At 66.5% G+C, this 19,216-nt stretch carries 21 protein-coding genes; 12 read left to right on the top strand and 9 right to left on the bottom strand.

Annotated elements, in window-relative coordinates:
- Positions 1-18: 18 nt before the first annotated feature.
- Positions 19-840 (top strand): glutathione S-transferase family protein, encoded by an 822-nt coding sequence (locus tag AC1KAR_RS01775; RefSeq protein WP_480314107.1) that lies wholly within the window; start codon positions 19-21, stop codon positions 838-840.
- Positions 841-951: 111 nt separating this feature from the next.
- Here AC1KAR_RS01775 and AC1KAR_RS01770 read toward each other — a convergent pair whose 3' ends face one another.
- Positions 952-1,374 carry a cupin domain-containing protein gene (locus AC1KAR_RS01770; protein WP_480314105.1) on the bottom strand — a complete coding sequence of 141 codons (423 nt, stop codon included), beginning with the start codon at positions 1,372-1,374 and terminating at the stop codon, positions 952-954.
- Positions 1,375-1,493: 119 nt separating this feature from the next.
- Here AC1KAR_RS01770 and AC1KAR_RS01765 point away from each other — a divergent pair, with 119 nt between their 5' ends.
- A complete protein-coding gene (locus AC1KAR_RS01765; RefSeq protein ID WP_480314103.1) occupies positions 1,494-2,270 on the top strand; it encodes a heparan-alpha-glucosaminide N-acetyltransferase in 777 nt (258 codons plus the stop codon).
- Between the two features lie 26 nt (positions 2,271-2,296).
- Here the strand turns inward: AC1KAR_RS01765 and AC1KAR_RS01760 are convergent, their stop codons facing one another.
- Both AC1KAR_RS01760 and AC1KAR_RS01755 read right to left on the bottom strand, forming a co-directional pair.
- On the bottom strand, positions 2,297-2,554 hold the full coding sequence (locus AC1KAR_RS01760; protein ID WP_480314102.1) for a hypothetical protein: 258 nt from the start codon (positions 2,552-2,554) through the stop codon (positions 2,297-2,299).
- A 148-nt stretch (positions 2,555-2,702) separates the two neighbouring features.
- A complete protein-coding gene (locus AC1KAR_RS01755) occupies positions 2,703-3,956 on the bottom strand; it encodes a glycerophosphodiester phosphodiesterase (protein WP_480314100.1) in 1,254 nt (417 codons plus the stop codon).
- Positions 3,957-4,141: 185 nt separating this feature from the next.
- Between AC1KAR_RS01755 and AC1KAR_RS01750 the strand changes: the two genes are divergently transcribed.
- The 6 genes from AC1KAR_RS01750 to AC1KAR_RS01725 all read left to right on the top strand — a co-directional run bounded on the left by AC1KAR_RS01750 (position 4,142) and on the right by AC1KAR_RS01725 (position 10,319).
- Positions 4,142-7,033 carry a response regulator gene (locus tag AC1KAR_RS01750; RefSeq protein WP_480314098.1) on the top strand — a complete coding sequence of 964 codons (2,892 nt, stop codon included), beginning with the start codon at positions 4,142-4,144 and terminating at the stop codon, positions 7,031-7,033.
- Positions 7,034-7,067: 34 nt separating this feature from the next.
- Positions 7,068-7,430, top strand: a complete 363-nt coding sequence (locus tag AC1KAR_RS01745) for a response regulator (RefSeq protein WP_480314096.1) — start codon at positions 7,068-7,070, stop codon at positions 7,428-7,430.
- Between the two features lie 101 nt (positions 7,431-7,531).
- The gene (gene rlmB / locus AC1KAR_RS01740; RefSeq protein ID WP_480314094.1) at positions 7,532-8,281 is read left to right on the top strand and encodes a 23S rRNA (guanosine(2251)-2'-O)-methyltransferase RlmB; all 750 of its coding nucleotides are present in this window, start codon (positions 7,532-7,534) and stop codon (positions 8,279-8,281) included.
- Positions 8,282-8,298: 17 nt separating this feature from the next.
- Positions 8,299-9,036, top strand: coding sequence for an SIR2 family NAD-dependent protein deacylase (locus AC1KAR_RS01735; protein ID WP_480314092.1), 738 nt, complete (start codon positions 8,299-8,301; stop codon positions 9,034-9,036).
- A gap of 10 nt (positions 9,037-9,046) precedes the next feature.
- Positions 9,047-9,673: a uracil phosphoribosyltransferase gene (upp, locus tag AC1KAR_RS01730; protein ID WP_480314090.1), complete on the top strand. Its 627-nt coding sequence runs from the start codon at positions 9,047-9,049 to the stop codon at positions 9,671-9,673.
- 184 nt (positions 9,674-9,857) lie between these two features.
- A complete protein-coding gene (locus tag AC1KAR_RS01725) occupies positions 9,858-10,319 on the top strand; it encodes a DUF302 domain-containing protein (RefSeq protein WP_480314088.1) in 462 nt (153 codons plus the stop codon).
- 45 nt (positions 10,320-10,364) lie between these two features.
- Here the strand turns inward: AC1KAR_RS01725 and AC1KAR_RS01720 are convergent, their stop codons facing one another.
- Both AC1KAR_RS01720 and AC1KAR_RS01715 read right to left on the bottom strand, forming a co-directional pair.
- The gene (locus AC1KAR_RS01720; RefSeq protein WP_480314086.1) at positions 10,365-11,588 is read right to left on the bottom strand and encodes an MFS transporter; all 1,224 of its coding nucleotides are present in this window, start codon (positions 11,586-11,588) and stop codon (positions 10,365-10,367) included.
- Entirely contained in the window at positions 11,585-12,595 is a 1,011-nt protein-coding gene (locus AC1KAR_RS01715) for a D-2-hydroxyacid dehydrogenase family protein (RefSeq protein WP_480314084.1), read from the bottom strand. The genes AC1KAR_RS01720 and AC1KAR_RS01715 overlap by 4 nt, the downstream gene beginning before the upstream one ends.
- Before the next feature lie 79 nt (positions 12,596-12,674).
- Between AC1KAR_RS01715 and AC1KAR_RS01710 the strand changes: the two genes are divergently transcribed.
- The 3 genes from AC1KAR_RS01710 to AC1KAR_RS01700 are packed head-to-tail and all read left to right on the top strand — an operon-like array spanning position 12,675 to position 16,279.
- Entirely contained in the window at positions 12,675-13,181 is a 507-nt protein-coding gene (locus AC1KAR_RS01710) for a DUF1993 domain-containing protein (RefSeq protein WP_480314082.1), read from the top strand.
- A gap of 4 nt (positions 13,182-13,185) precedes the next feature.
- Positions 13,186-13,830, top strand: coding sequence for a LysE family translocator (locus AC1KAR_RS01705; protein ID WP_480317719.1), 645 nt, complete (start codon positions 13,186-13,188; stop codon positions 13,828-13,830).
- Positions 13,831-13,861: 31 nt separating this feature from the next.
- Entirely contained in the window at positions 13,862-16,279 is a 2,418-nt protein-coding gene (locus AC1KAR_RS01700; protein ID WP_480314080.1) for a penicillin acylase family protein, read from the top strand.
- Between the two features lie 22 nt (positions 16,280-16,301).
- Here AC1KAR_RS01700 and AC1KAR_RS01695 read toward each other — a convergent pair whose 3' ends face one another.
- Genes AC1KAR_RS01695 through lexA form a run of 3 tightly spaced genes read right to left on the bottom strand, consistent with a single transcriptional unit; the run spans position 16,302 to position 17,737 of the window.
- Positions 16,302-16,703, bottom strand: a complete 402-nt coding sequence (locus AC1KAR_RS01695; protein ID WP_480314078.1) for a DUF3224 domain-containing protein — start codon at positions 16,701-16,703, stop codon at positions 16,302-16,304.
- A 28-nt stretch (positions 16,704-16,731) separates the two neighbouring features.
- Positions 16,732-17,052 carry a helix-hairpin-helix domain-containing protein gene (locus tag AC1KAR_RS01690; protein WP_480314076.1) on the bottom strand — a complete coding sequence of 107 codons (321 nt, stop codon included), beginning with the start codon at positions 17,050-17,052 and terminating at the stop codon, positions 16,732-16,734.
- A 7-nt stretch (positions 17,053-17,059) separates the two neighbouring features.
- Complete coding sequence (gene lexA, locus AC1KAR_RS01685) at positions 17,060-17,737, bottom strand: transcriptional repressor LexA (RefSeq protein WP_480314074.1); 678 nt, start codon at positions 17,735-17,737, stop codon at positions 17,060-17,062.
- 93 nt (positions 17,738-17,830) lie between these two features.
- On the opposite strand from lexA, the gene AC1KAR_RS01680 reads away from it, so the two are divergent.
- Positions 17,831-18,787, top strand: a complete 957-nt coding sequence (locus AC1KAR_RS01680) for an asparaginase (RefSeq protein ID WP_480314072.1) — start codon at positions 17,831-17,833, stop codon at positions 18,785-18,787.
- Here the strand turns inward: AC1KAR_RS01680 and AC1KAR_RS01675 are convergent.
- Positions 18,768-19,193 (bottom strand): organic hydroperoxide resistance protein, encoded by a 426-nt coding sequence (locus AC1KAR_RS01675; RefSeq protein WP_480314070.1) that lies wholly within the window; start codon positions 19,191-19,193, stop codon positions 18,768-18,770. The two genes, AC1KAR_RS01680 and AC1KAR_RS01675, sit on opposite strands and share 20 nt — an antisense overlap.
- Positions 19,194-19,216 lie beyond the last annotated feature (23 nt).

The following is a 19,216-nucleotide window of genomic DNA, read 5'->3' as shown; positions in this document are numbered from 1 at the left end:
ACCGAGGAGATGCCGCCCATGTCGCAAGTCGCCACCAAGGCACCGGCCAGGACGGCCGCCAAGACGACCAGCAAGCCGGCTGCGAAGCCTGTCGCTGCCAAGACGCCCGCCAAGGCATCCACCACCAAACCTGCAGCCAAGAAACCCGCCGCCAAAGCCGCTGCCGCCGCACGCAAGGCGAGCAGGCCGTCGGCCTCGCTGACGATCTCGAGCAAGAACTATTCGTCGTGGTCGCTGCGCGGCTGGCTGATGGCCAAGTTCGTGGGGCTCGACTTCGAGGAAGTGATGGTCTCGCCCGACGACGCCGACGTGCGCAAGGAGCTGCTCCTTCTCGCCCCGTCGATCCGGGTGCCATGCCTCACCCACGATGGCGCGAGGGTGTGGAACACGCTTGCAATTGCCCAGTACCTCAACGAGATCAAGCCCAATGCCGGCCTGATGCCGGACGATCGCATCGCCCGCGCGCACTGCCGCTCGATCAGCGGCGAGATGAACTCGGGCTTCTCGAACCTGCGCGCCTCGCTGCCGATGAATCTCAAGGCACACCACCCCGGCTACAAGATCTGGGCCGGTGCGCAGCCCGACATCGACCGCATCATCGAAATCTGGACCGAATGCCTGGCCACCTATGGCGGCCCCTATCTCTTCGGCAAGCACCGCACCATGGCCGACGCGATGTACGCGCCGGTGGCCACGCGCTTCCTGACCTACGACGTGAAGCTCAACAAGGCCTGCATCATGTACTGCCAGACCATCATGGCGATGCCAGAGATGAAGGAGTGGGTGGCGGCGGCCAAGGCGGAGCCCGACGACATCGAAGAGCTGGACATGGATTTCTGATCGAGCCCCCCAGTCGCTGACGCTCCTGCCCCAAAGGGGCGCCGCCCAGCGGACCGGCAGAGCCGGATCCGCGGGCGTTGCTTGATCGGTCGCTTGCTTCGCTCGCTCTATTTACTTCCAGGGGGTGAAGGGTGGTACCTCACACGGCGCGGGCATGTCGATCGTCTTGAAGTCCGCCGGGCTCACGATCTCCAGGTACTCCATGTCGGGCGAGTAGTCGAACAGGTAGTGCACGATGCCAGGGCGCTGGTGCACGCAGTCGCCTGCCTCGACCAGCGTCTCCTTGTCGCCGTACATGAACTTGGCCCAGCCCTTGGTCATGATGACGATCTGGAATTGCGCCTCATGGCGGTGCCAGCCGGTGCCCTTTTCGGGTGCCATGTTGGCCTTGACCAGGTGGGCGATGACCTTGCCGTGGGTCGCCTCGGCCACGCCCAGGTCCTTGTAGAGAAAGAAATCGCGCAGGCCGTCGGATCGCCACCCGGTGTCTGCCGGCTTCACGTGAGAAAACAGGGTCGTCGTCGTGTCCAACATCGCGGGCCTCCAGGGGTGCATGGATGCCGCGGCTCATGCATGAAGCGTTCCATCGCCCGTGCATCTTTTGAGGGCCCGCGCGGTGCCGGCTGCCGCGGACGCATTCACAATGCGCTGCCATGAACCCCTGGGGCGTGACCTCCACCTTCGCAGACGGCCAGCCTGCCGCCAAGGCACCACGCGCGACGCGCTTCGAGCGGCTCGATGCGCTGCGCGCCGCAGCCATCGTCTGGATGGTGGCCTTTCATTTCTGCTTCGACCTGAACCACTTCGGGTTCATCTCGGAGAACTTCTACCGTGACCCGTTCTGGACGGTGCAGCGCACGATGATCGTGAGCCTCTTCGTCTTTTGCGCGGGCCTGGGCCAGGCAGTGGCCTGGGAGCAGCAGCAAGGGTGGCCGCGCTTCTGGCGGCGCTGGGCACAGGTGGCGGGCTGCGCATTGCTGGTCAGCGCAGGCTCGTACTTCATGTTCCCGCGCAGCTACATCAGCTTCGGCATCCTGCATGGGATGGCGGTGATGTTGATCATCACCCGGCTCACCGCGGGTGCGGGCCGCTGGCTCTGGCTGATGGGCGCCGTGGCCGTGCTGCTACCGCACGTGGCGCAACACGAGTTCTTCGACACGCGCCTCACCAACTGGGTGGGCCTCATCACGCGCAAGCCCATCACCGAGGACTACGCCCCCGTGCTGCCCTGGATCGGCGTCATGTGGTGGGGCCTGGCCGCGGGGCAATGGGTGCTCAAGCGCCGTCGCGAATGGCTCACCGGCCCGCTGGCCAGCCCGATGGCACCACTGGCCACGCTCGGCCGCTGGTCGTTGAGCGTCTACATGGTGCACCAGCCGGTGCTGATCGGGTTGCTGATGGCCGTGCGGGCGATGCTGCCCGCCGGCTGATTTGCGCCGCCCTGTGCGTCGAGATGTCAGCCGCCCGCAGAGCCCGCCGGGGGCTTGCTCATCTGCTGCCGGTTCCGGATTTCCTCGAGCCCGCGTTTGCGTTCTTCCTCGGCTTGCGGCGTGCGGCACACGGTGGTCGCGATGTTCGAGCCCACCCGGACTTCTCGGCTGCAGACCGCCTGGTCGCTGCCTGCGGTGGCTTGATCCTGTTCTGGCTTGGAAGAATTGCTCGCGCAGCCCGCCATCAAGAGCAGCGGTAGAACGAGAGTGAGGTAACGAGACATCTTTGCTCCGGGTACGTGGGTGGCGCCATTGTGCCGTTCGCCCCGCCGGGGGGAGGGGGCCCGTGGCGTACGAGGCCCGCAAGATGCGGGCCTCGTGCCGATTACTTCTCGGATTGCGTTGCCTCGGATCGGACCGCCGCGCTATGACTCAATCGCGACCGCAACGCCGCTCGTTCACCAGGCAGCGGGCGTAGCCGGCGTCGGTCTTGAGCAGGTGGATCGCGCGGGCTACATAGGCGTCGTCGGCGCTGTCGGCGAACACACCATCCACGCCCAGCTTGTAGAAGGCCTGGTACTCGTTCACTGCGCTGCCGCCATAGTTGCCGGCGAGACGGCGCTGCTCGCTGCGGAAGGTGTACGGGTGCACCAGAAGGCCGGCCTTGTGTGCGTTGGCGACGATGTCGGTGGCCGGGAGCAGTTCGCGGTCGCGTTCGTCGACCACGCCGTCGCCGTTGCTGTCGGCGCAAGCAGAGCCGGCCAGCACCTTGCACTTGCTGCTGATGAGATAGGTCTTCCAGGGGCCGACGCCGTCTGCATACGTGCGTACCTCGGCCAGGCCCTGGGGCGTGAGCAGATCCTTGAACAAGCCGGCGCGGCCCGAGACCTCCCAGTCGTAGGGCTTGTCGTAGGGCTTGCTGAAGTCGAGCGAGCCATCCGCGTTCACGTCGTTGGCGTCCACCAGTTGCACCAGGCGAACACTGGTGCGCGAGCGCAGGTACTTCAGGTTGGCAGTCTCGAACGACTGGATGAACACCGGCGCGTTTCGGTGGTTCCAGCCCACGCGGCTGAGCGCTGCGAGCAATCGGTCTTCGAGCGGCAGGCCGATCTGCTGGTGGTAGGTGGGGTGCTTGGTTTCCGGGTAGATGCCGATCGTGCGGCCTTCGTCGCGCGATTTGCGCCGGGCGAGATCGATCACCTCGGCGAAGGTGGGAATCTCGAACTTGCCGTTGAAGGATGCGTCGCGGTCGCCTTGCGGTTGGATGGCGCGCAGCTTCTTGATTTCGGCCAGCGTGAAATCGCTGGCCCAGAACCCGTCGGTCGCAACGCCATCCACCACGACCGTGCGGCGGCGGTTGGCGAACTGCGGCAGGTCCTTCACGTTGGTCGTGTCGATCAGGTTGGGCTCGTGGCGGGCGATCAAATGGCCGTCCTTCGTGGCCACAAGGTCAGGCTCGATGTAGTCGGCCCCGAGTTCGATACCCAACGCGTAGTTCTCCAGCGTGTGATCGGGCAGGTAGCCGGTCGCGCCGCCGCGGTGTCCGATCACGAGAGGCGCTGGCGTACGGGCGTTGCGATCGTGGCTTCCATGGCGGTCGGAAGGGTCGGCGAAGGCGGGCGTGGCGAGTGCGGCGCAGCCAAGCGCAGCCACGAGCGTGCGTTGCAGGCATTTCATCGGGTTCATGCGAGTCCTCCTGGTTGGGTGCCGAACCATAGGACCGAGGAATGACACCTCCATGAACGCGGGTTCCGGCATGGGCCCTGACAGATATGTCAGTTGAAGCCGGGCGGCCGCGTCGATACCGTCGGGGCGGTGAGGAAAAGCAGACGACAGCAGCACAGCCGGGGCATGGCCAGGCGGGAGCACGAATGACGCAATCGAGCAACAGAGAGCTCCCCCTGGCCGGTATCGCGGTGGCCACCGCCGTGATCCTGGCCTTGGCCGGCTTGGCCTGGCACTTCGCGCGGCTGAGCGTGGACGCGGCGGCGCGGGTGGCGCATTCGAATGGTGTCAAGGTCGCCATCCACGAGCTGGAAGCCAGCCTCTACCGAGCCGAGGCCGGGCAGCGGGCGTTCCTCGCCACGCGCGATACGGTCTATCGCCGGGAGCGCAACCTGGCGCTCGATCTGCTCGACAAGAACATGGCGTCGCTTTCAGCCTTGGTTCCTGGCGACGCGGGCCAGGTCGAGCGTGCCGCCACGCTGCGCCGGGAGTTGAGCGTGCGCACCCAGCTGTACCGCCAGAACGAGGCGCAGGTGCTGCGTAGCGACGGCCGGGCGGGCGACGGGTCGGCCGATCGTCACATCGAGGTGGGAGCCCAGGCGCTGCAAAGTGTTCAGCCCATGATCTATGCGTTGGCCGATGCCGAGGATCGCTTGCTGGCGCAAGGCGAACAGCAGCAACGACAACACGCCCGCACCACCGGCACGCTCTTCGCGGCGTTCATGCTGGTGTTGCTGGTGGTGATGCCGGGGCTCTTGTGGCGATTGCACCGGGACAACACGGCGCGGCGTCGGGCCGAACTGCAGGTGGCCGAAGAGCGTGCCTTCGATGCCATGCACGCGCGCGCCCTGACGCTCTTCAATGCCGAGAACTGCCGCGAGGCCGTGCTTCAGGGCACGCTCTCGCTGTTGGCCGAGAAGCCGCAGTTTCAGGTGAGCGCTTTCTACGCGCACGAGGAGTGGGGCGGCGCGCTGAGCCTGGCGGCGTCTCGCGGAGTGTCGGCCGACATCCGGCCCACGCTCCGCCTGGACGAAGGCCTCGTCGGCACTGCTGCTCGTGAAGGCCGGCCGGTCTACATCGACTCGGGCGACGGCAGGTTCGATGACGCACACACCGAAACGAAAGGCCTGCGCATTGAAACCGGCCTGGCCACGCTGCAACCTGCCGCCTTGTTCATGTGTCCGGTCGAGCACCATGATCGACTGATGGGCGTGCTGGCCCTCTCTTCGGGTGCACGCCTCACGGCACGTGACCGCGAGTTCGTCGAGCGCTTGTGTGCCCAGCTCGGGGTGGCTTTGCACAACCTGGGTCAGCTCGAAGAGCTGTCGCTGCTCGCCGAGCAACTGCGAAGCCGTGGCGAAGACATCCTGCGCAAGAACGCCGAGCTGGAGCGAGCCAGCCGCACCAAGAGCGAGTTCGTCGCCAACATGTCTCACGAGTTAAGAACACCCTTGAACGCGATCATCGGCTTCTCGGAGATCATGAGAGACGGCCTGACGGGGCCGATGCAGCCCAAGCAGCGCGAGTATCTGGGTGACATCCATACCAGCGGCAGGCACTTGCTGTCCCTGATCAACGACATCCTCGACCTCTCCAAGGTGGAGTCGGGCCAGGTGTCGCTGGCGCTCGAGGAGATCGAACCATCGACCCTGGCCGCTGCGGCGCAGACGTTGATGCGCGAACGGGCCGACACCGCGCGCGTGCAGTTGAGCTTCAACTGCCCGAGCGACCTAGGGGTGCTCGAGATCGATTCACGCAAGGTCAAGCAGATCATCTACAACCTGCTCGCCAACGCGCTCAAGTTCACGCCCGAGGGCGGGCAGGTCTCGCTCGAGCTTGAGAAGGTGTCGCGCGACCACGTGATGCTCTCGCGTGACGGCTTGGGCACGCGCGTGTTCGAGCCGCTCGACCTCACGTACGCGTGCTACCTGGAGATACGTGTCAGCGACAACGGCATCGGCATCGCCGCCGACGACCTGGCCAAGCTCTTCCATGCCTTTGTGCAGATCGATTCATCGCTGTCGCGCCAATACGCTGGCACGGGGCTCGGCCTCACCATCGTCAAGCGCCTGACCGAGTTGCACGGCGGCGGGCTCACCGTGCGCAGCGTGCGCGGGGGGGGCTCGGTGTTCACCGTGTGGTTGCCCTGGCGTGACCCGGGTGCCGAACGGGCGGTGGCCGAAGAAGGTCTTGAAGATGATCGATCCGCTCGGGCAGGCCCAGCGACACAACCTGGCGCGCTCGATGACGTCGATCCGGGCGCCGCGCCTGAGGCGCCGCTGGTGCTCGTCGTCGAAGACGACCCGCGCGCAGCCAGCCTGATTCAGGCGCAGTTGCGCTCGCACGGCTATCGCCTGCGCTTCACCCGCACTGCCGAAGACGGGCTGGCGATGGCGGCGCAGCTTCGACCGTCTGCGCTGGTCCTCGACGTGGTCCTCCCCGGGATGGACGGCTGGGACATGCTGGCGCGGCTGAAGGAGCGCGATGAGACCCGCCACATCCCGGTGGTCATCACCTCCGTGACCGACGATGCGCGGCGCGGCTTTGCGCTCGGTGCGGCACAGGTGCTGGTGAAGCCGGTCCTGAAGCACGACCTGCTGGACGCGCTGGCCGCCGCCGGTCTGGACGAGCCCGACGGCGAGGCCTGCGTGCTGGTCGTCGACGACGACCCGAAGGCTGTCACCCTCGTCAGTGAGCACCTGTCGGCGGCCGGCTACACGCCGCTCGGTGCCTATGGGGGGCAAGAGGCGCTCGACGTGGCCTGCACCGACCCTCCTGCGCTCGTGATCCTCGATCTGACGATGCCCAGGGTGTCGGGCTTCGACGTGGTGCGCGGATTGCGGGCGCACCCGCTGACGTCTGATGTGCCCATCGTCGTGCTCACCGCCAAGACGCTGACCCCGGCCGATCGGGAACTGCTGCGCGGCCAGGTCCAGCAGGTGATGGAGAAGACCAGCTTCCACGCCGGCGCGCTGGTGGCCGAAGTGAAGCGGGCCTTGGTTGCGCGACGCCGGCGGCGCGAGGTGAGTCCCTTGTGAACAGGACCCAGACCAAGCGAAAGGTGGCAGCGCAATGACAACCATCCTGGTGGTCGAAGACGACCCGCAGAACCTCAAGCTCGCGGAAGTCGTCCTCACGCAGGCGGGCTACGGCGTGCTCTCGGCCGGCAGCGGCGAGGCCGGCCTGGCCATGGCGCGCGAGCGCCAGCCCGATCTGGTGCTCATGGACGTGCAGATGCCCGGGCTCGACGGCCTGGCCGTGACGCGACTCCTCAAGAACAGCCCCTGCACGGCACACATCAAGGTGGTGGCGATCACGGCGGCCGCGATGAAGGGCGATGCCGAGCGCATCTTGGCGGGCGGCTGCGATGGCTACCTCGCCAAGCCCTACCGCTACGAAGAGTTGACTCAGGTGGTTCAGGCCGCGCTCACCTGACGCGGGCGAACCGAGGCAACGCTGAACATGCCCCGCGCGGACGGCGCGTTTCTCGTCGACACGTTCAGCGTCGCCTGAGGGTAGGGGACTACCATCGGCGCATGAGCAAGATCCTTTTCGGCTTCCACGCCATCACTGTGCGCCTGAAGACGGCGCCGCGTTCGATCATCGAGATCCATGTCGACGCCACACGGCGCGACCAGCGCATGCGGCAGTTCGTCGAGCGCGCGAAAGAAGCCGGTGTGCGCCTTGTCGACAGCGACGACGAGCGCCTGCACAAGATGTGCGGGACACACCGCCACCAAGGGGTGGTGGCGCGCGTCGAAGCGGTCGCGATGAGCCACTCGATCGACGACACGCTCGACGCCATCGAGGGACCCTTGTTGCTGCTGGTGCTCGACGGCATCACCGACCCGCACAACCTGGGCGCCTGTCTGCGCGTGGCCGACGGCGCTGGCGCGCACGCAGTCATTGCGCCCAAGGACCACGCCGTGGGGGTCAATGCCACCGTGGCCAAGGTGGCCAGCGGCGCAGCCGAGACGGTTCCGTACTTCATGGTGACCAACCTCGCGCGCACGCTGAACGAGTTGAAGGAGCGTGACGTTCGCGTCATCGGCACGTCGGATTCGGCCGAGAAGTCGCTCTACGACATCGACCTCACGGGGCCAGTGGCCTTGGTGCTCGGTGCCGAAGGCTCTGGCATGCGCCAACTCACCGGCAAGACCTGCGACGAGCTCGTGCGGCTGCCGATGAAGGGCGCGGTCGAAAGCCTGAACGTGTCGGTGGCCTCCGGCGTGTGCCTGTACGAAGCACTGCGCCAGCGCGAGGCGCACGGGGGATCGCAGGATTGACCCCGACGGCCGCGCCCATGCACGATGCGCGCGCGCTGGTGCATGGCGCGCGCCGGCTGGCGGTGCTCACGGGTGCGGGCATGTCGGCAGAGAGCGGCATCGCGACCTTCCGTGATGCGCAGACCGGGCTGTGGTCGAAGTTCGACCCCGGCCAACTGGCCAGCCCCGAGGGCTTCCGCGAGAACCCGTCGCTCGTGTGGGACTGGTACGCCGAGCGCCGCGAGGGTGTCCGACGCGCGCTGCCCAACGAGGGACACGTCGCGTTGGCGGAGTTCGAGAGCCGTCATCCTGGGCGCCTGACGATCGTCACGCAGAACGTCGATGACCTGCATCAGCGCGCCGGCAGCACCGACGTGATCCGCCTGCATGGCGACATCCTGCAAGACTCGTGGCTCGATGCGGGGCGCTGCCGGCCCTGCGACATGAGCCGCGTGCAGCCCGGCAGCCCGCCGCGCTGTGCCGTGTGCGGCAACATGCTGCGACCGGGTGTGGTGTGGTTCGGCGAGATGCTGCCGGCCCAGGCGCTGGATCGCGCGCAACTGCTGGCCGAGAGCTGCGACGTGATGCTGGTCATCGGCACGTCGGGTGCGGTCTACCCTGCGGCGGGCTTTGCACGCATCGCGCGGCAGGCGGGCGCCAAGGTGATCATCCTCAACCCCGAGGCCAGCGAGATCGACAGTGAAGCGCACCTGTTGCTTCGGGGCACGGCGGCACGGATGTTGCCTATGTTGATGGGCCCGCTCGACCCGACTTGAAAGCCGCGCCATGCCCGTCATCGAAGTCCAGCACCCGCTCGTCAAACACAAGATCGGCCTGCTGCGCGATCGAGACATCTCGACCAAGCACTTTCGCGAACTGACCAACGAACTGGGCCGTTTGCTGGCCTATGAAGCCACGGCCGACTTTCCGCTTGAGAAGACCACCATCGAGTGCTGGAGCGGCCCTGTGTATGTCGATCAGGTCAAGGGCCGCAAGGTGACGGTCGTGCCCATCCTGCGCGCTGGCCTCGGCATGCTCGATGGCGTGCTCGACATGGTGCCCAACGCCAAGGTGAGCGTGGTCGGGCTGTCTCGCAACCACGAGACTTTGCAACCGGAGCACTACTTCGAGCGCTTCGTTGGTCACCTCGACGAACGCACGGCGCTCATCGTCGACCCGATGCTTGCCACTGCGGGCTCGATGATCGCGACCATCGATCTGCTCAAGCGCCGGGGCTGCAGCGATGTGCGTGCGCTGGTGCTCGTGGCTGCGCCCGAGGGCGTTGCCGCACTGCAAAAGGCACACCCAGACGTGCGCTGCTGGACGGCCGCCATCGACAGCCATCTCAACGAACTGGGCTACATCATTCCGGGGCTGGGCGACGCGGGCGACAAGATCTTCGGCACGAAGTAGGGTTGAAAGCCCGCACGCTGCTGCTGGTCAAGCGCTTGTCACGGGCATACCGGATATTCGGCTCCCCTGGTGCCGTGCGAGTGGCGCCGTTCCGATGGGAACGTTTACGTTTCTTCGCAGTCGGATGCTTGTTCGCTGCGAGGTACGCCGCTAAGGTTCTTGCTCAAAGCGCAAAGGAAGTCTGATGAAGAAACCATTTCGCTTCTGGATGACGAGTGGCGTGGCCATCATGGTCGCAGCAGTCGGCGGGGGTCGCAGCTTCGCCGCCGAGGAGCGCGTGGCGCCAATCCGCGTGAGCAGATTCAGCGTGACCGAGACCGTGCACCGAATCGAGGCCACAGCCCAGCGGCACGGCATGCATGTGCTGGCCTGCTTGCCGGACCAGGCCAACAGGCTGACCGGCGAATCGCAGCACTATCTGATCGTGCTCGAGTCCTCGCAGGGTGGCACGCCGGTTCAGATGGTCACGGCCGATTCGCAGCCCGATCTGCTGCTCAGCGTGTACCTGCGGCGTGATCGCCAGGGCGGCACCGAGATCTTCCTGCACGAAGGCGCGCTGCGTGATCTGCCTGAAGACTTGCCTGCCCAGGTGCAGGGCGATCTGGCCGAGTTGCCGGCGATGCTGGACGAGGCCTTGCGAGCTTGAATGACGACCCCTCGCGAGACAGTGCGCGCGGCGCACCGCGACGGCTCAGACCCGACCGCCGCTCTTTCGCATCTTGCTCTGCGCCCACAGGCTGAGCGCAATGGCGACAACTGTCCAGGCCAGCCCGATCCAGTGCAAGCTGCCGTACACCTCCTGACCTGAGTGGCCAAGGGCCGTGTGCGCCGCCACCACCACGCCCCCGCCGGCTGCGCCCACCGCTTGCCCGAGGTAGATGGCCGATGTGTTGAGGGCCATCAGTGCCGTGGCCAGCTCCGGGGCGGCCAGCCCCAATCGGGCCTGCTGCGCCGAGTTGGAGGCGAATCCGCCCAGGCCCCAGGGCACCATCACCAGCGCGACTGCGATCACGCTCGTCGCAAGCGGCCATACCAGCATGCTGAGAGCCATGGCGCTCAACGAGAGCGCCACGATGCGCGCAGCCCCCACCTGGTCGATGTAGCGCGACAGCAGCAGGTTGCCGAGCAGGCCAAAGGCACCGAACCAGAAGAACAGGAAGCTCGTCTCGGCGGCGTTCGCGCCGATCACCTGCCGGTAGTAGGGGGCCATGTAGGCAAAGAGCGAGAACTGACCCGCGCCGGACAGCGCGGTCACCAGCACGATCGCCATCAGCACCGGGTGCGTGAACACCTCGCGCCAGGTGGCCAGGCGCATGGCGGGCGGCTTGACGCCGTCGGGCATCACCTTCCACACCCACCACGCCGCGCCACCCGACAGCAGCGTGACGAGCCAGAAGGCCCAGCGCCAGCCGAACTGCTCGCCGATGAAGCTGTGCACCGGCATGCCCACCACAGAGGCGACAGACCAGCCCAGAAAGATGAAGATGATGGCGCGCCCGCGTTCCTCGGGCGGGGCCACATAGCCGATGGCGGCGGCGGCCTGCGGCGTGAACACCGAGGCCGCGATCACGCACAGCGCGCGAAGCGGCAGGAGCAAGGCGTAGTTGGGGACCAGGGCGCACAGTGCGTGGCCGATGGCGAACCACACCAGCGAAAACGTGAGGAGACGGCGCCTGTCCCAACCCCCCACCAGCGCCGCGACCACCGGCGCGCCGAAGCACATCAGCACCGCAGCCACCGAGATGAGCTGGCCACCCAGCGCCACGCTCACCTCCAGGGATCGCACCAGATCGTTGAGTGACCCGGCCACGACCATGACGCCGCAGCCGATGGAGAAGTTGCCGAACATCAGCGCCCAGCGGGCGCGGGCGAGTTGCTGGTGAGGCGTGAGAGCGCTCGCCTGAGCAGCGCTCATCCGCGCAGCACTTTCAATGCGGCGGGGTTGATGATGCCGGTGGGGTTGCCGTTGACGAAGTTGACGACGTTGTCGAACGCCGCACCGAAATACTGCTCGTAGCTGTCCTGCTCCACGTAGCCGATGTGGGGCGTGCACACCGCGTTCTCGATCCGCAGCAAGGGGTGGCCTTGCAGGATGGGCTCGGTCTCGAAGACGTCGACCGCCGCCATGCCGGGGTGACCGCGGTTCAGCGCTGACACCAGCGCGCCTTCTTCGATCAGCTCGGCGCGCGAGGTGTTCACCAGCAGCGAGGTGGCCTTCATGCGCGAGAGATCGTCGAGCTTGACGATGGAGCGCGTGCTGTCCGACAGGCGCAGATGCAGGCTGAGCACGTCGCTGGTCTCGAACAACGCTTCTCGCGATTCGGCCGTCGCGACACCGGCGGCCCGAGCACGTTCGCGCGAGGCATCGCCGCCCCACACGATCACCTCCATGCCGAAGGCCTTGCCATAGCCGGCCACCAGTTCACCCACCCGGCCGTAGCCCCAGATGCCGAGCGTCTTGCCCTTGAGCAGCATGCCGATGCCGAAATTGGGCGGCATCGAGGCCGATTTCAGCCCCGACTGTTGCCACGCCCCGTGCTTGAGGTTGCCCACGTACTGGGGCAGGCGGCGCATCGACGCCATGATCAACGCCCAGGTGAGCTCGGCCGGTGCCACCGGCGAACCCACGCCTTCGGCCACGGCAATGCCAAGGCGCGTACAGGTCTCGATGTCGATGTGCGGGCCGGCGCGGCCGGTCTGCGCAATGAGCTTCAGCTTGGGCAGCTTCTCGAGCAGTTGCCTCGGGAAGTGCGTGCGCTCGCGGATCGCCACCAGCACTTCGGCATCGCGCAGGCGCACCGACAACTGCCCGATGCCTTTCACGGTGTTGGTGAAGACCTTCGCGTTGAGCTCCTCCAGGCGATAGGCGCACTTGAGCTTGCGGACCGCGTCCTGGTAGTCGTCGAGGATGATGATGTTCATCACGGAACACTGCTGAGAGGGACGAAGCATTGTGCCCGCTCCCGCAGTAGCATGCGACCTGCAGAAACACGGAGACACCATGCAAAACACCATGTACACCGCCAGCGTGCCGGTGTTCGTTCGCAAGCTCGGCAGCCTGAGCAAATGGATCGACAAGGCCGAGGCCCACGCACAGGCCAAGAAATTCGACGGCAGCGTGTACCTTGTGGCTCGCCTGGCGCCCGACATGTTGCCCTTCACCAAGCAGGTCCAGATCGCGTGCGACACCGCCAAGTTCTGCATCGCTCGCCTGGCCGGCATCGAGGCGCCCAAGCACGACGACAGCGAAGCCACCCTGGCGCAACTCAAGGAGCGTATCGCCTCGACCATCGCTTTCGTGAAGTCGGTGCCCGAAGCGCAGATCGCGGGCTCTGATGCCAACGACATCGCCGTGCCGCGCCGCGACGGCACGATGATGATGAAGGGCGAGGCCTACCTCAATCACTACGCGCTGCCCAATTTCTACTTCCATGTCACCACCGCCTATGGCTTGCTGCGCCACAACGGCGTGGAGTTGGGCAAGGGCGACTTCTTGGGCCTGACCTGATTTGCTGGCCAACCTCGGCATTCACGACCTGTCGCTCTTCGTGGTGGCAGGGCTGCTGCTCAACCTCACGCCAGGCGCCGATCTGCTCTATGTGGCAGGCAGCGCCGCCTCGGGCGGCCGCAGGGCGGGCGCGATGGCGGCATTGGGCATCGGTGCGGGTTGCCTCTTCCATGTGACCCTCGCGGCGCTGGGCTTGTCTGCGCTGCTCGCCGCCTCTGATCTGGCTTTCACAGCGCTGAAGTGGGTGGGTGCGGCCTACCTGGTCTGGATGGGCGTGGGCATGCTGCGCGCGCGTGAGAGCGGTGCGCCGGCGAGCGCTGCGCCTGCCGAGCAGCGGGGGCAGGGCGTGTTCTGGCGCGGTGTGCTCACCAACGTGCTGAACCCCAAGGTGGCCTTGTTCTTTCTGGCCTTCCTGCCGCAGTTCATCGCGCCGGGCAGTGCCCACCAGGCCTGGGCGTTCGCGTTGCTGGGCATCGTGTTCACGCTGAACGGCACGCTCGTCACACTGGCATTGGGCTGGCTGGCCGGTATGGCGCACCAGCGTTGGTCGGGCAACCGTCATGCAGCGCGCTGGGGCCTGTGGCTGAATCGCGCGGCGGGTGCGCTCTTCGTGGGCATGGGTGTTCGACTTGCAATCGGTGGCCGCTGACGAGTTGCCGGTTCCTTGGAGATCGAGTCTTATGAAATGGCTGCGCCGCATCGTGCGGGGTGTCTTGCTGGTGGTGGTGCTCGTGGCGATCACGCTCTTCGTGTACAGCCGTCGTGCGTTGCCGATCACCCAAGGAACGCTGACGCTGCCCGGGCCGACGGCCGAGGTGCGCATCGAGCGCGACGAGCACGGCATCCCGACCATCAAGGCGTCATCTCGGGAAGACGCCATGTTCGGCCTGGGCTACGTACACGCCCAGGATCGCCTCTGGCAGCTCGAAACACACAAGCGGATCGCATCGGGACGCCTGGCCGAGGCCTTTGGCGAGTCGGCCCTCGAGACGGACAAGTTCCTGCGCGCTCTCGGCGTGCGTCGCATCGCGGCCCAGCAGTACGCGCAGGTGAGTGCCCCGGCCCGTGATGCCCTGGCGGCCTACGCCGCCGGGGTGAACGCATTCGTGCAGAACGAACTCAGCGCCCGCCCGCCTGAGTTCATGCTGCTCGGCGTCCAGCCTGAACCCTGGGTGCCTGAAGACAGCATGGCCTGGGCGACCATGATGGCCTGGGACCTGGGCGCCAACTGGTCGGCCGAGCTGCTGCGCATGCGGGTCTCGCTCAAGCTGCCGGTGGAGCGCATCAACGAGTTGCTGCCGCCGTACGAGGGCGACAAGCCTCTGCCCACCGCAGACTATGCGGCGCTGTTTCGCGGCCTCAAGGTGAGTGGCGAGATCGGCCAGCAGGCGCTTCTTTTCGCGCCGGAGTCGGGCGTGGAAGGCGTGGGCTCCAACAACTGGGTCGTGGCGGGGTCCCATACCGAATCGGGCAAGCCGCTGCTGGCCAACGACCCGCACCTGAAGCTCACATCGCCTGCGCTGTGGTACCTGGCTCGCATGGAAGCCCCCGGGTTCAAGGTGGCGGGTGCGACCATGCCGGGGTTGCCCTTCGTGGTGCTAGGCCAGAACGAGCATGTGGCCTGGGGCTTCACGAACACCGCGCCCGATGTGCAAGACATGTATCTCGAGCGCATCAAGCCCGATGACTCTACGCAGTACCAGACACCCGACGGATGGGCCAGGTTCCAGACCTTCGAGGAGATCATCAAGGTCAAAGGCAAGCCTGACGTCACGCTGCTGGCCCGCGCCACGCGCCATGGGCCTGTGATCTCCGACTCAGGTGCTCCAGCCACGACCGGCCTCACCGGGCCGACCTCGAAGCCGAGCTATGCCCTAGCGATGCGCTGGACGGCGCTCGACCTGGACTCCGGCACCATCGACGCGGCGATCGAGCTGAACACCGTGCGCAGCGTGGCCGAGTTCGTGGCTGCCTCCAGCAAGCATCTCGCGCCCATGCAGAACATGGCCGTGGCCGACGACCAGGGCCACATCGGCGTGGTGTCTGCCGGGCGCGTGCCGGTGCGCAAGCCTGAGAACGACCTCAAGGGCCTCGTGCCCGCGCCCGGCTGGGATGCGAAGTACGACTGGGCCGGCGTGCTGGAACCCACCTGGACGCCGAGAGAGATCGATCCGCCGCGCGGCTGGATCGCCACCGCCAACCAGCGCATCCACCCGGTCGACTACCCCCACTTCATCACCAGCGAATGGGCGGCTCCGTACCGCCACCAGCGCATAGAGCAATTGCTCGCGGCCAAGCCGAAGCACACGCTCGCGAGCCTGCGCGAGATCCAGGCCGACGTGTATTCGATCGGCACGATGCGCCTGATGCCCATCCTTCGCAAAGCCACCTCTGCGCACCCGCTGGCCGAGGCGGCGCAGCGGGAACTGGGGTCGTTCGGTGGCAAGGTCACGGCAGACAAGGCCGCCCCGCTGATTGCGTGGGCCTGGGCGCGACAGCTCACGCAGGGCATCTTCAGCGACGAATTGGGTGAGCCGCTGTACCGCCAGCAGATCGCCACGCGCAGCTTCCGTGAGGCGCTGGAGGGCGTGCTGGAATCAGGCAACGCTTGGTGGTGCGACAACAAGGCCACGCCAGTGGCCGAGAGCTGCGGCGAGCAGGTCAACCAAGCCTTCACCCGTGCGCTCGACGAGTTGCAGGCCGCCCACGGTTCGGACGTGTCGAAGTGGCAATGGGGAAAGGCGCACCAGGCGCGGAGCGAACACCGGCCGTTCAGCCGCGTGAAACCGCTCAACCGCTGGTTCGAATCGCGCACGCCGGTGGGGGGCGACACCTACACCGTGGACGTGTCCCGCGTCAGCCTGCGGCCCGACCCGACGACGGGCGAGTTGTACCTGGATGAGCACGGGCCGTCGTTCCGGGCGCTCTACGACCTGGGCGACCCGGCCAACTCACGCTTCATGCAATCGAGTGGGCAGTCGGGGATCGTGTTCTCGCCGCTGTATCGGGCGTTCGTCAAACCCTGGGCGCAGGTGAAGGACGTGCCGGTCTGGGTCGGTGAGGCCCGGCGCACGCTGATACTGAAGCCGCGACCCTGAGGGAGGGTTGCCAGCGGGGCGCTCAGGGCGCTTCCGGCAGCGTGTAGTCGAAGGTGTAGAGATGCTGGCCGTCGACGATGTCAATGGCCAGCCTGCCGGACAGCCCCGTGAGTTCGCCGGTGCCCGAATCTGGCACCACCGTGACGACAAGCTGTGGCGCACCGCGGTCCATCACACCGGTGTGTTGGAGGACGAAGCTCCCCCGCCTGCCGTGCAGGTTGCCGGCCACGAATTCGAGCGCGACATAAGCGGCGGACCCGGTCACAGCGGTCATCGCGGAGAGCATTTCACCCCGGCCCGTGCCTTGTAGATCGCCGCTGAACGTCTTGTCGAGAGACATGCGGCCCAGGCCCTCGCCCGAGTGAACCGTGGCTTGCGGGGTGAGCTTGACCTCGAAAGACCCGGTGGCGCGGATGCGGAGCATGCCTGCCTGCCTGCCTTGATGACCGCGATCAGACCTGCCCGAACAGCGCCTTGCGCTGGGCGGTGTACGTCCACCACGGGGCGGGGGCAGCGCCGCTCATGAAGTCGGTGGCTGCCATGAAGGTGTCCAGCACGCAGGGGTCATGGCGCTGGCCCGTGACGTCGCACAGCTTCTGGTACAGCACGAAGGCATCTTTGCCACGCAGTTGCTGCGGGTGGGCAATGCCGATCAGGCGCAGGTCCTCGGCCAAGGCCGGGCCGATGTTGGGCAGTTGCTCCAGGCGTTCGCACTCTTCGGCGCTGTGAGCCTTGGGCGACTTGATCGGTCGGATCGATTTGCTCGACACCATGAGCGCCTCACATCAGCATGTTGTTGCGAATCAAACCCACGGCCAGGCCTTCGAGCTCGAAGTCGACATCGCCGAACGGGATGACGATGGGTTGGAAGTCAGGGTTCTCGGGCAGCAGCTCGATGCTGGTGCGTGTGCGCTTGAAGCGCTTCACGGTCACCTCATCACCCAGCCGCGCCACGACGATCTGGCCGTTCTTGGCGTCCTTGGCCTTCTGCACGGCGAGCAGGTCGCCGTCCATGATGCCGGCGTCGCGCATGCTCATGCCCTTGACCTTGAGCAGGTAGTCGGGACGGCGCGGGAACATGCTGGCCTCCATGAGGTAGGTCTGGTCGATGTGCTCCTGCGCGAGGATCGGGCTGCCGGCCGCTACGCGCCCGACCAGCGGCAGCGTGAGTTGCGACAGGCTGGGCAAGGGCAGGCTGAACTGCTTGCCGCGACTCTCGTTGAGCGCACGCAATGTGTCAGACTTCAAACGGATGCCTCGCGAGGTGCCGCCCACGAGCTCGATCACGCCTTTGCGGGCGAGGGCCTGCAAGTGTTCTTCGGCCGCGTTGGCGGAGCGAAACCCGAGTTCTGCAGCGATCTCGGCGCGGGTGGGTGGTGCGCCGGTGCGCTCGATGGCGCTTTGCACCAGGTCGAGAATCTGCTGCTGGCGATCGGTGAGTTTGGGCGCTTCGTACATGGCGATCCTTGTGGATACGGGGTGGGCGCTGCGGCTGTGGTGTACAACTGAATTTCCATCCAGTGGCTGTATTTTCATCCAGCTTATCAAAAAATGCAAAAAGACGCACACCTGATCGTGGTCCTGGGCACCGGCGGCACCATCGCCGGCACGTCGAGCGTGGCTGCTGACAACCTTGGCTACACGGCGGCGCAGATCGGTGTCGATCAGCTGGTGGCCGCCGTTCCCGAGTTGGCTCGCCTGGCAGTCGAGTGCGAGCAGGTGGCGCAGATCGACAGCAAGGACATGGGGTTTGCCGTGTGGTGCGCATTGGCGCTGCGCGCGGCGCACCACTTGGCGCGGCCCGAGGTGGCTGGCGTGGTCGTGACGCACGGCACCGACACGTTGGAGGAGACCGCGTACTTCCTGCAACGCGTGCTGGCACCGGCCAAGCCCCTGGTGCTGACGGCCGCGATGCGCCCGGCCACGTCGTTGCAAGCCGATGGCCCGCAGAACCTGCTCGACGCGGTTCGTGTGGCGGCGCATGCGGGGGTGAGCGGCGCCGTCGTGGTTGTCGCAGGGACCATCCACTCCCCCCACGCCGTGCGCAAGGCTCACACCTACCGGCTGGATGCCTTCAATTCCGGCGAGGCGGGGCCGCTGGGCGTGATCGTAGAAGGGCAGGTGCGCCAATGGCGTGTTTGGCCGCAGGGTGGCGCGCTCGGTGTGCAGGCTCTGCCTGAAGACGAGAAGGCGTGGCCGTACGTCGAGATCGTCGGCAGCCATGCCGGAGCAGGCGGCGCGGCAGTGCGCGCATTGCAGGCCGCAGGCGTGCAGGGTCTGGTGGTCGCTACCACCGGCGGCGGCACAGTCCACCAAGAACTCGAAGCGGCCCTGCAAGAGGCGCAGGGCCGCGGCGTGCGGGTGCTTCGCAGCAGCCGTTGCCTGGATGGGCAGGTGTTCGAGAAGGCCGGCGACACCTTGCCGTCGGCCGGAGAACTCACGCCGGTCAAGGCGCGGATCGAGTTGATGCTCTCGATCCTGGCGGAGCTCAGACCACCGTCAGCGTGACGTCGATGTTGCCGCGGGTGGCGTTCGAATACGGGCACACCTTGTGGGCCGCAGCGACCAGCGCCTCGGCCTGCGCCTTCTCGAAGCCAGGGATGGTGATCTTCATCGCCACTTGAATGCCGAAGCCAGCCGGGATCGGGCCGATGCCTACGTCGGACGTGATCGACACGTCGTCGGGCAGCTTAATCTTCTGGCCTGCGGCGACGGCCTTCATCGCGCCGATGAAGCAGGCCGAGTAGCCGGCTGCAAACAGCTGCTCGGGGTTGGTGCCCGAACCGCCCGCGCCGCCCAATTCCTTGGGCGTGCTGAGATCGACCTTGAGTGCGCCGTCGGACGACGACGCCGTGCCGGTGCGGCCGCCCGTGGCGGTGGCGGTGGCGGTGTAGAGAACTTTGTCGAGTGCCATGTGAAGCTCCATTCAGTGGTGTT

The sequence above is a fragment of the Piscinibacter sp. PDB1-1 genome, assembly GCF_056675995.1.
The sequence above is the reverse complement of the archived record's forward strand: the minus strand, read 5'-3'. Positions and strand labels throughout refer to the sequence as shown.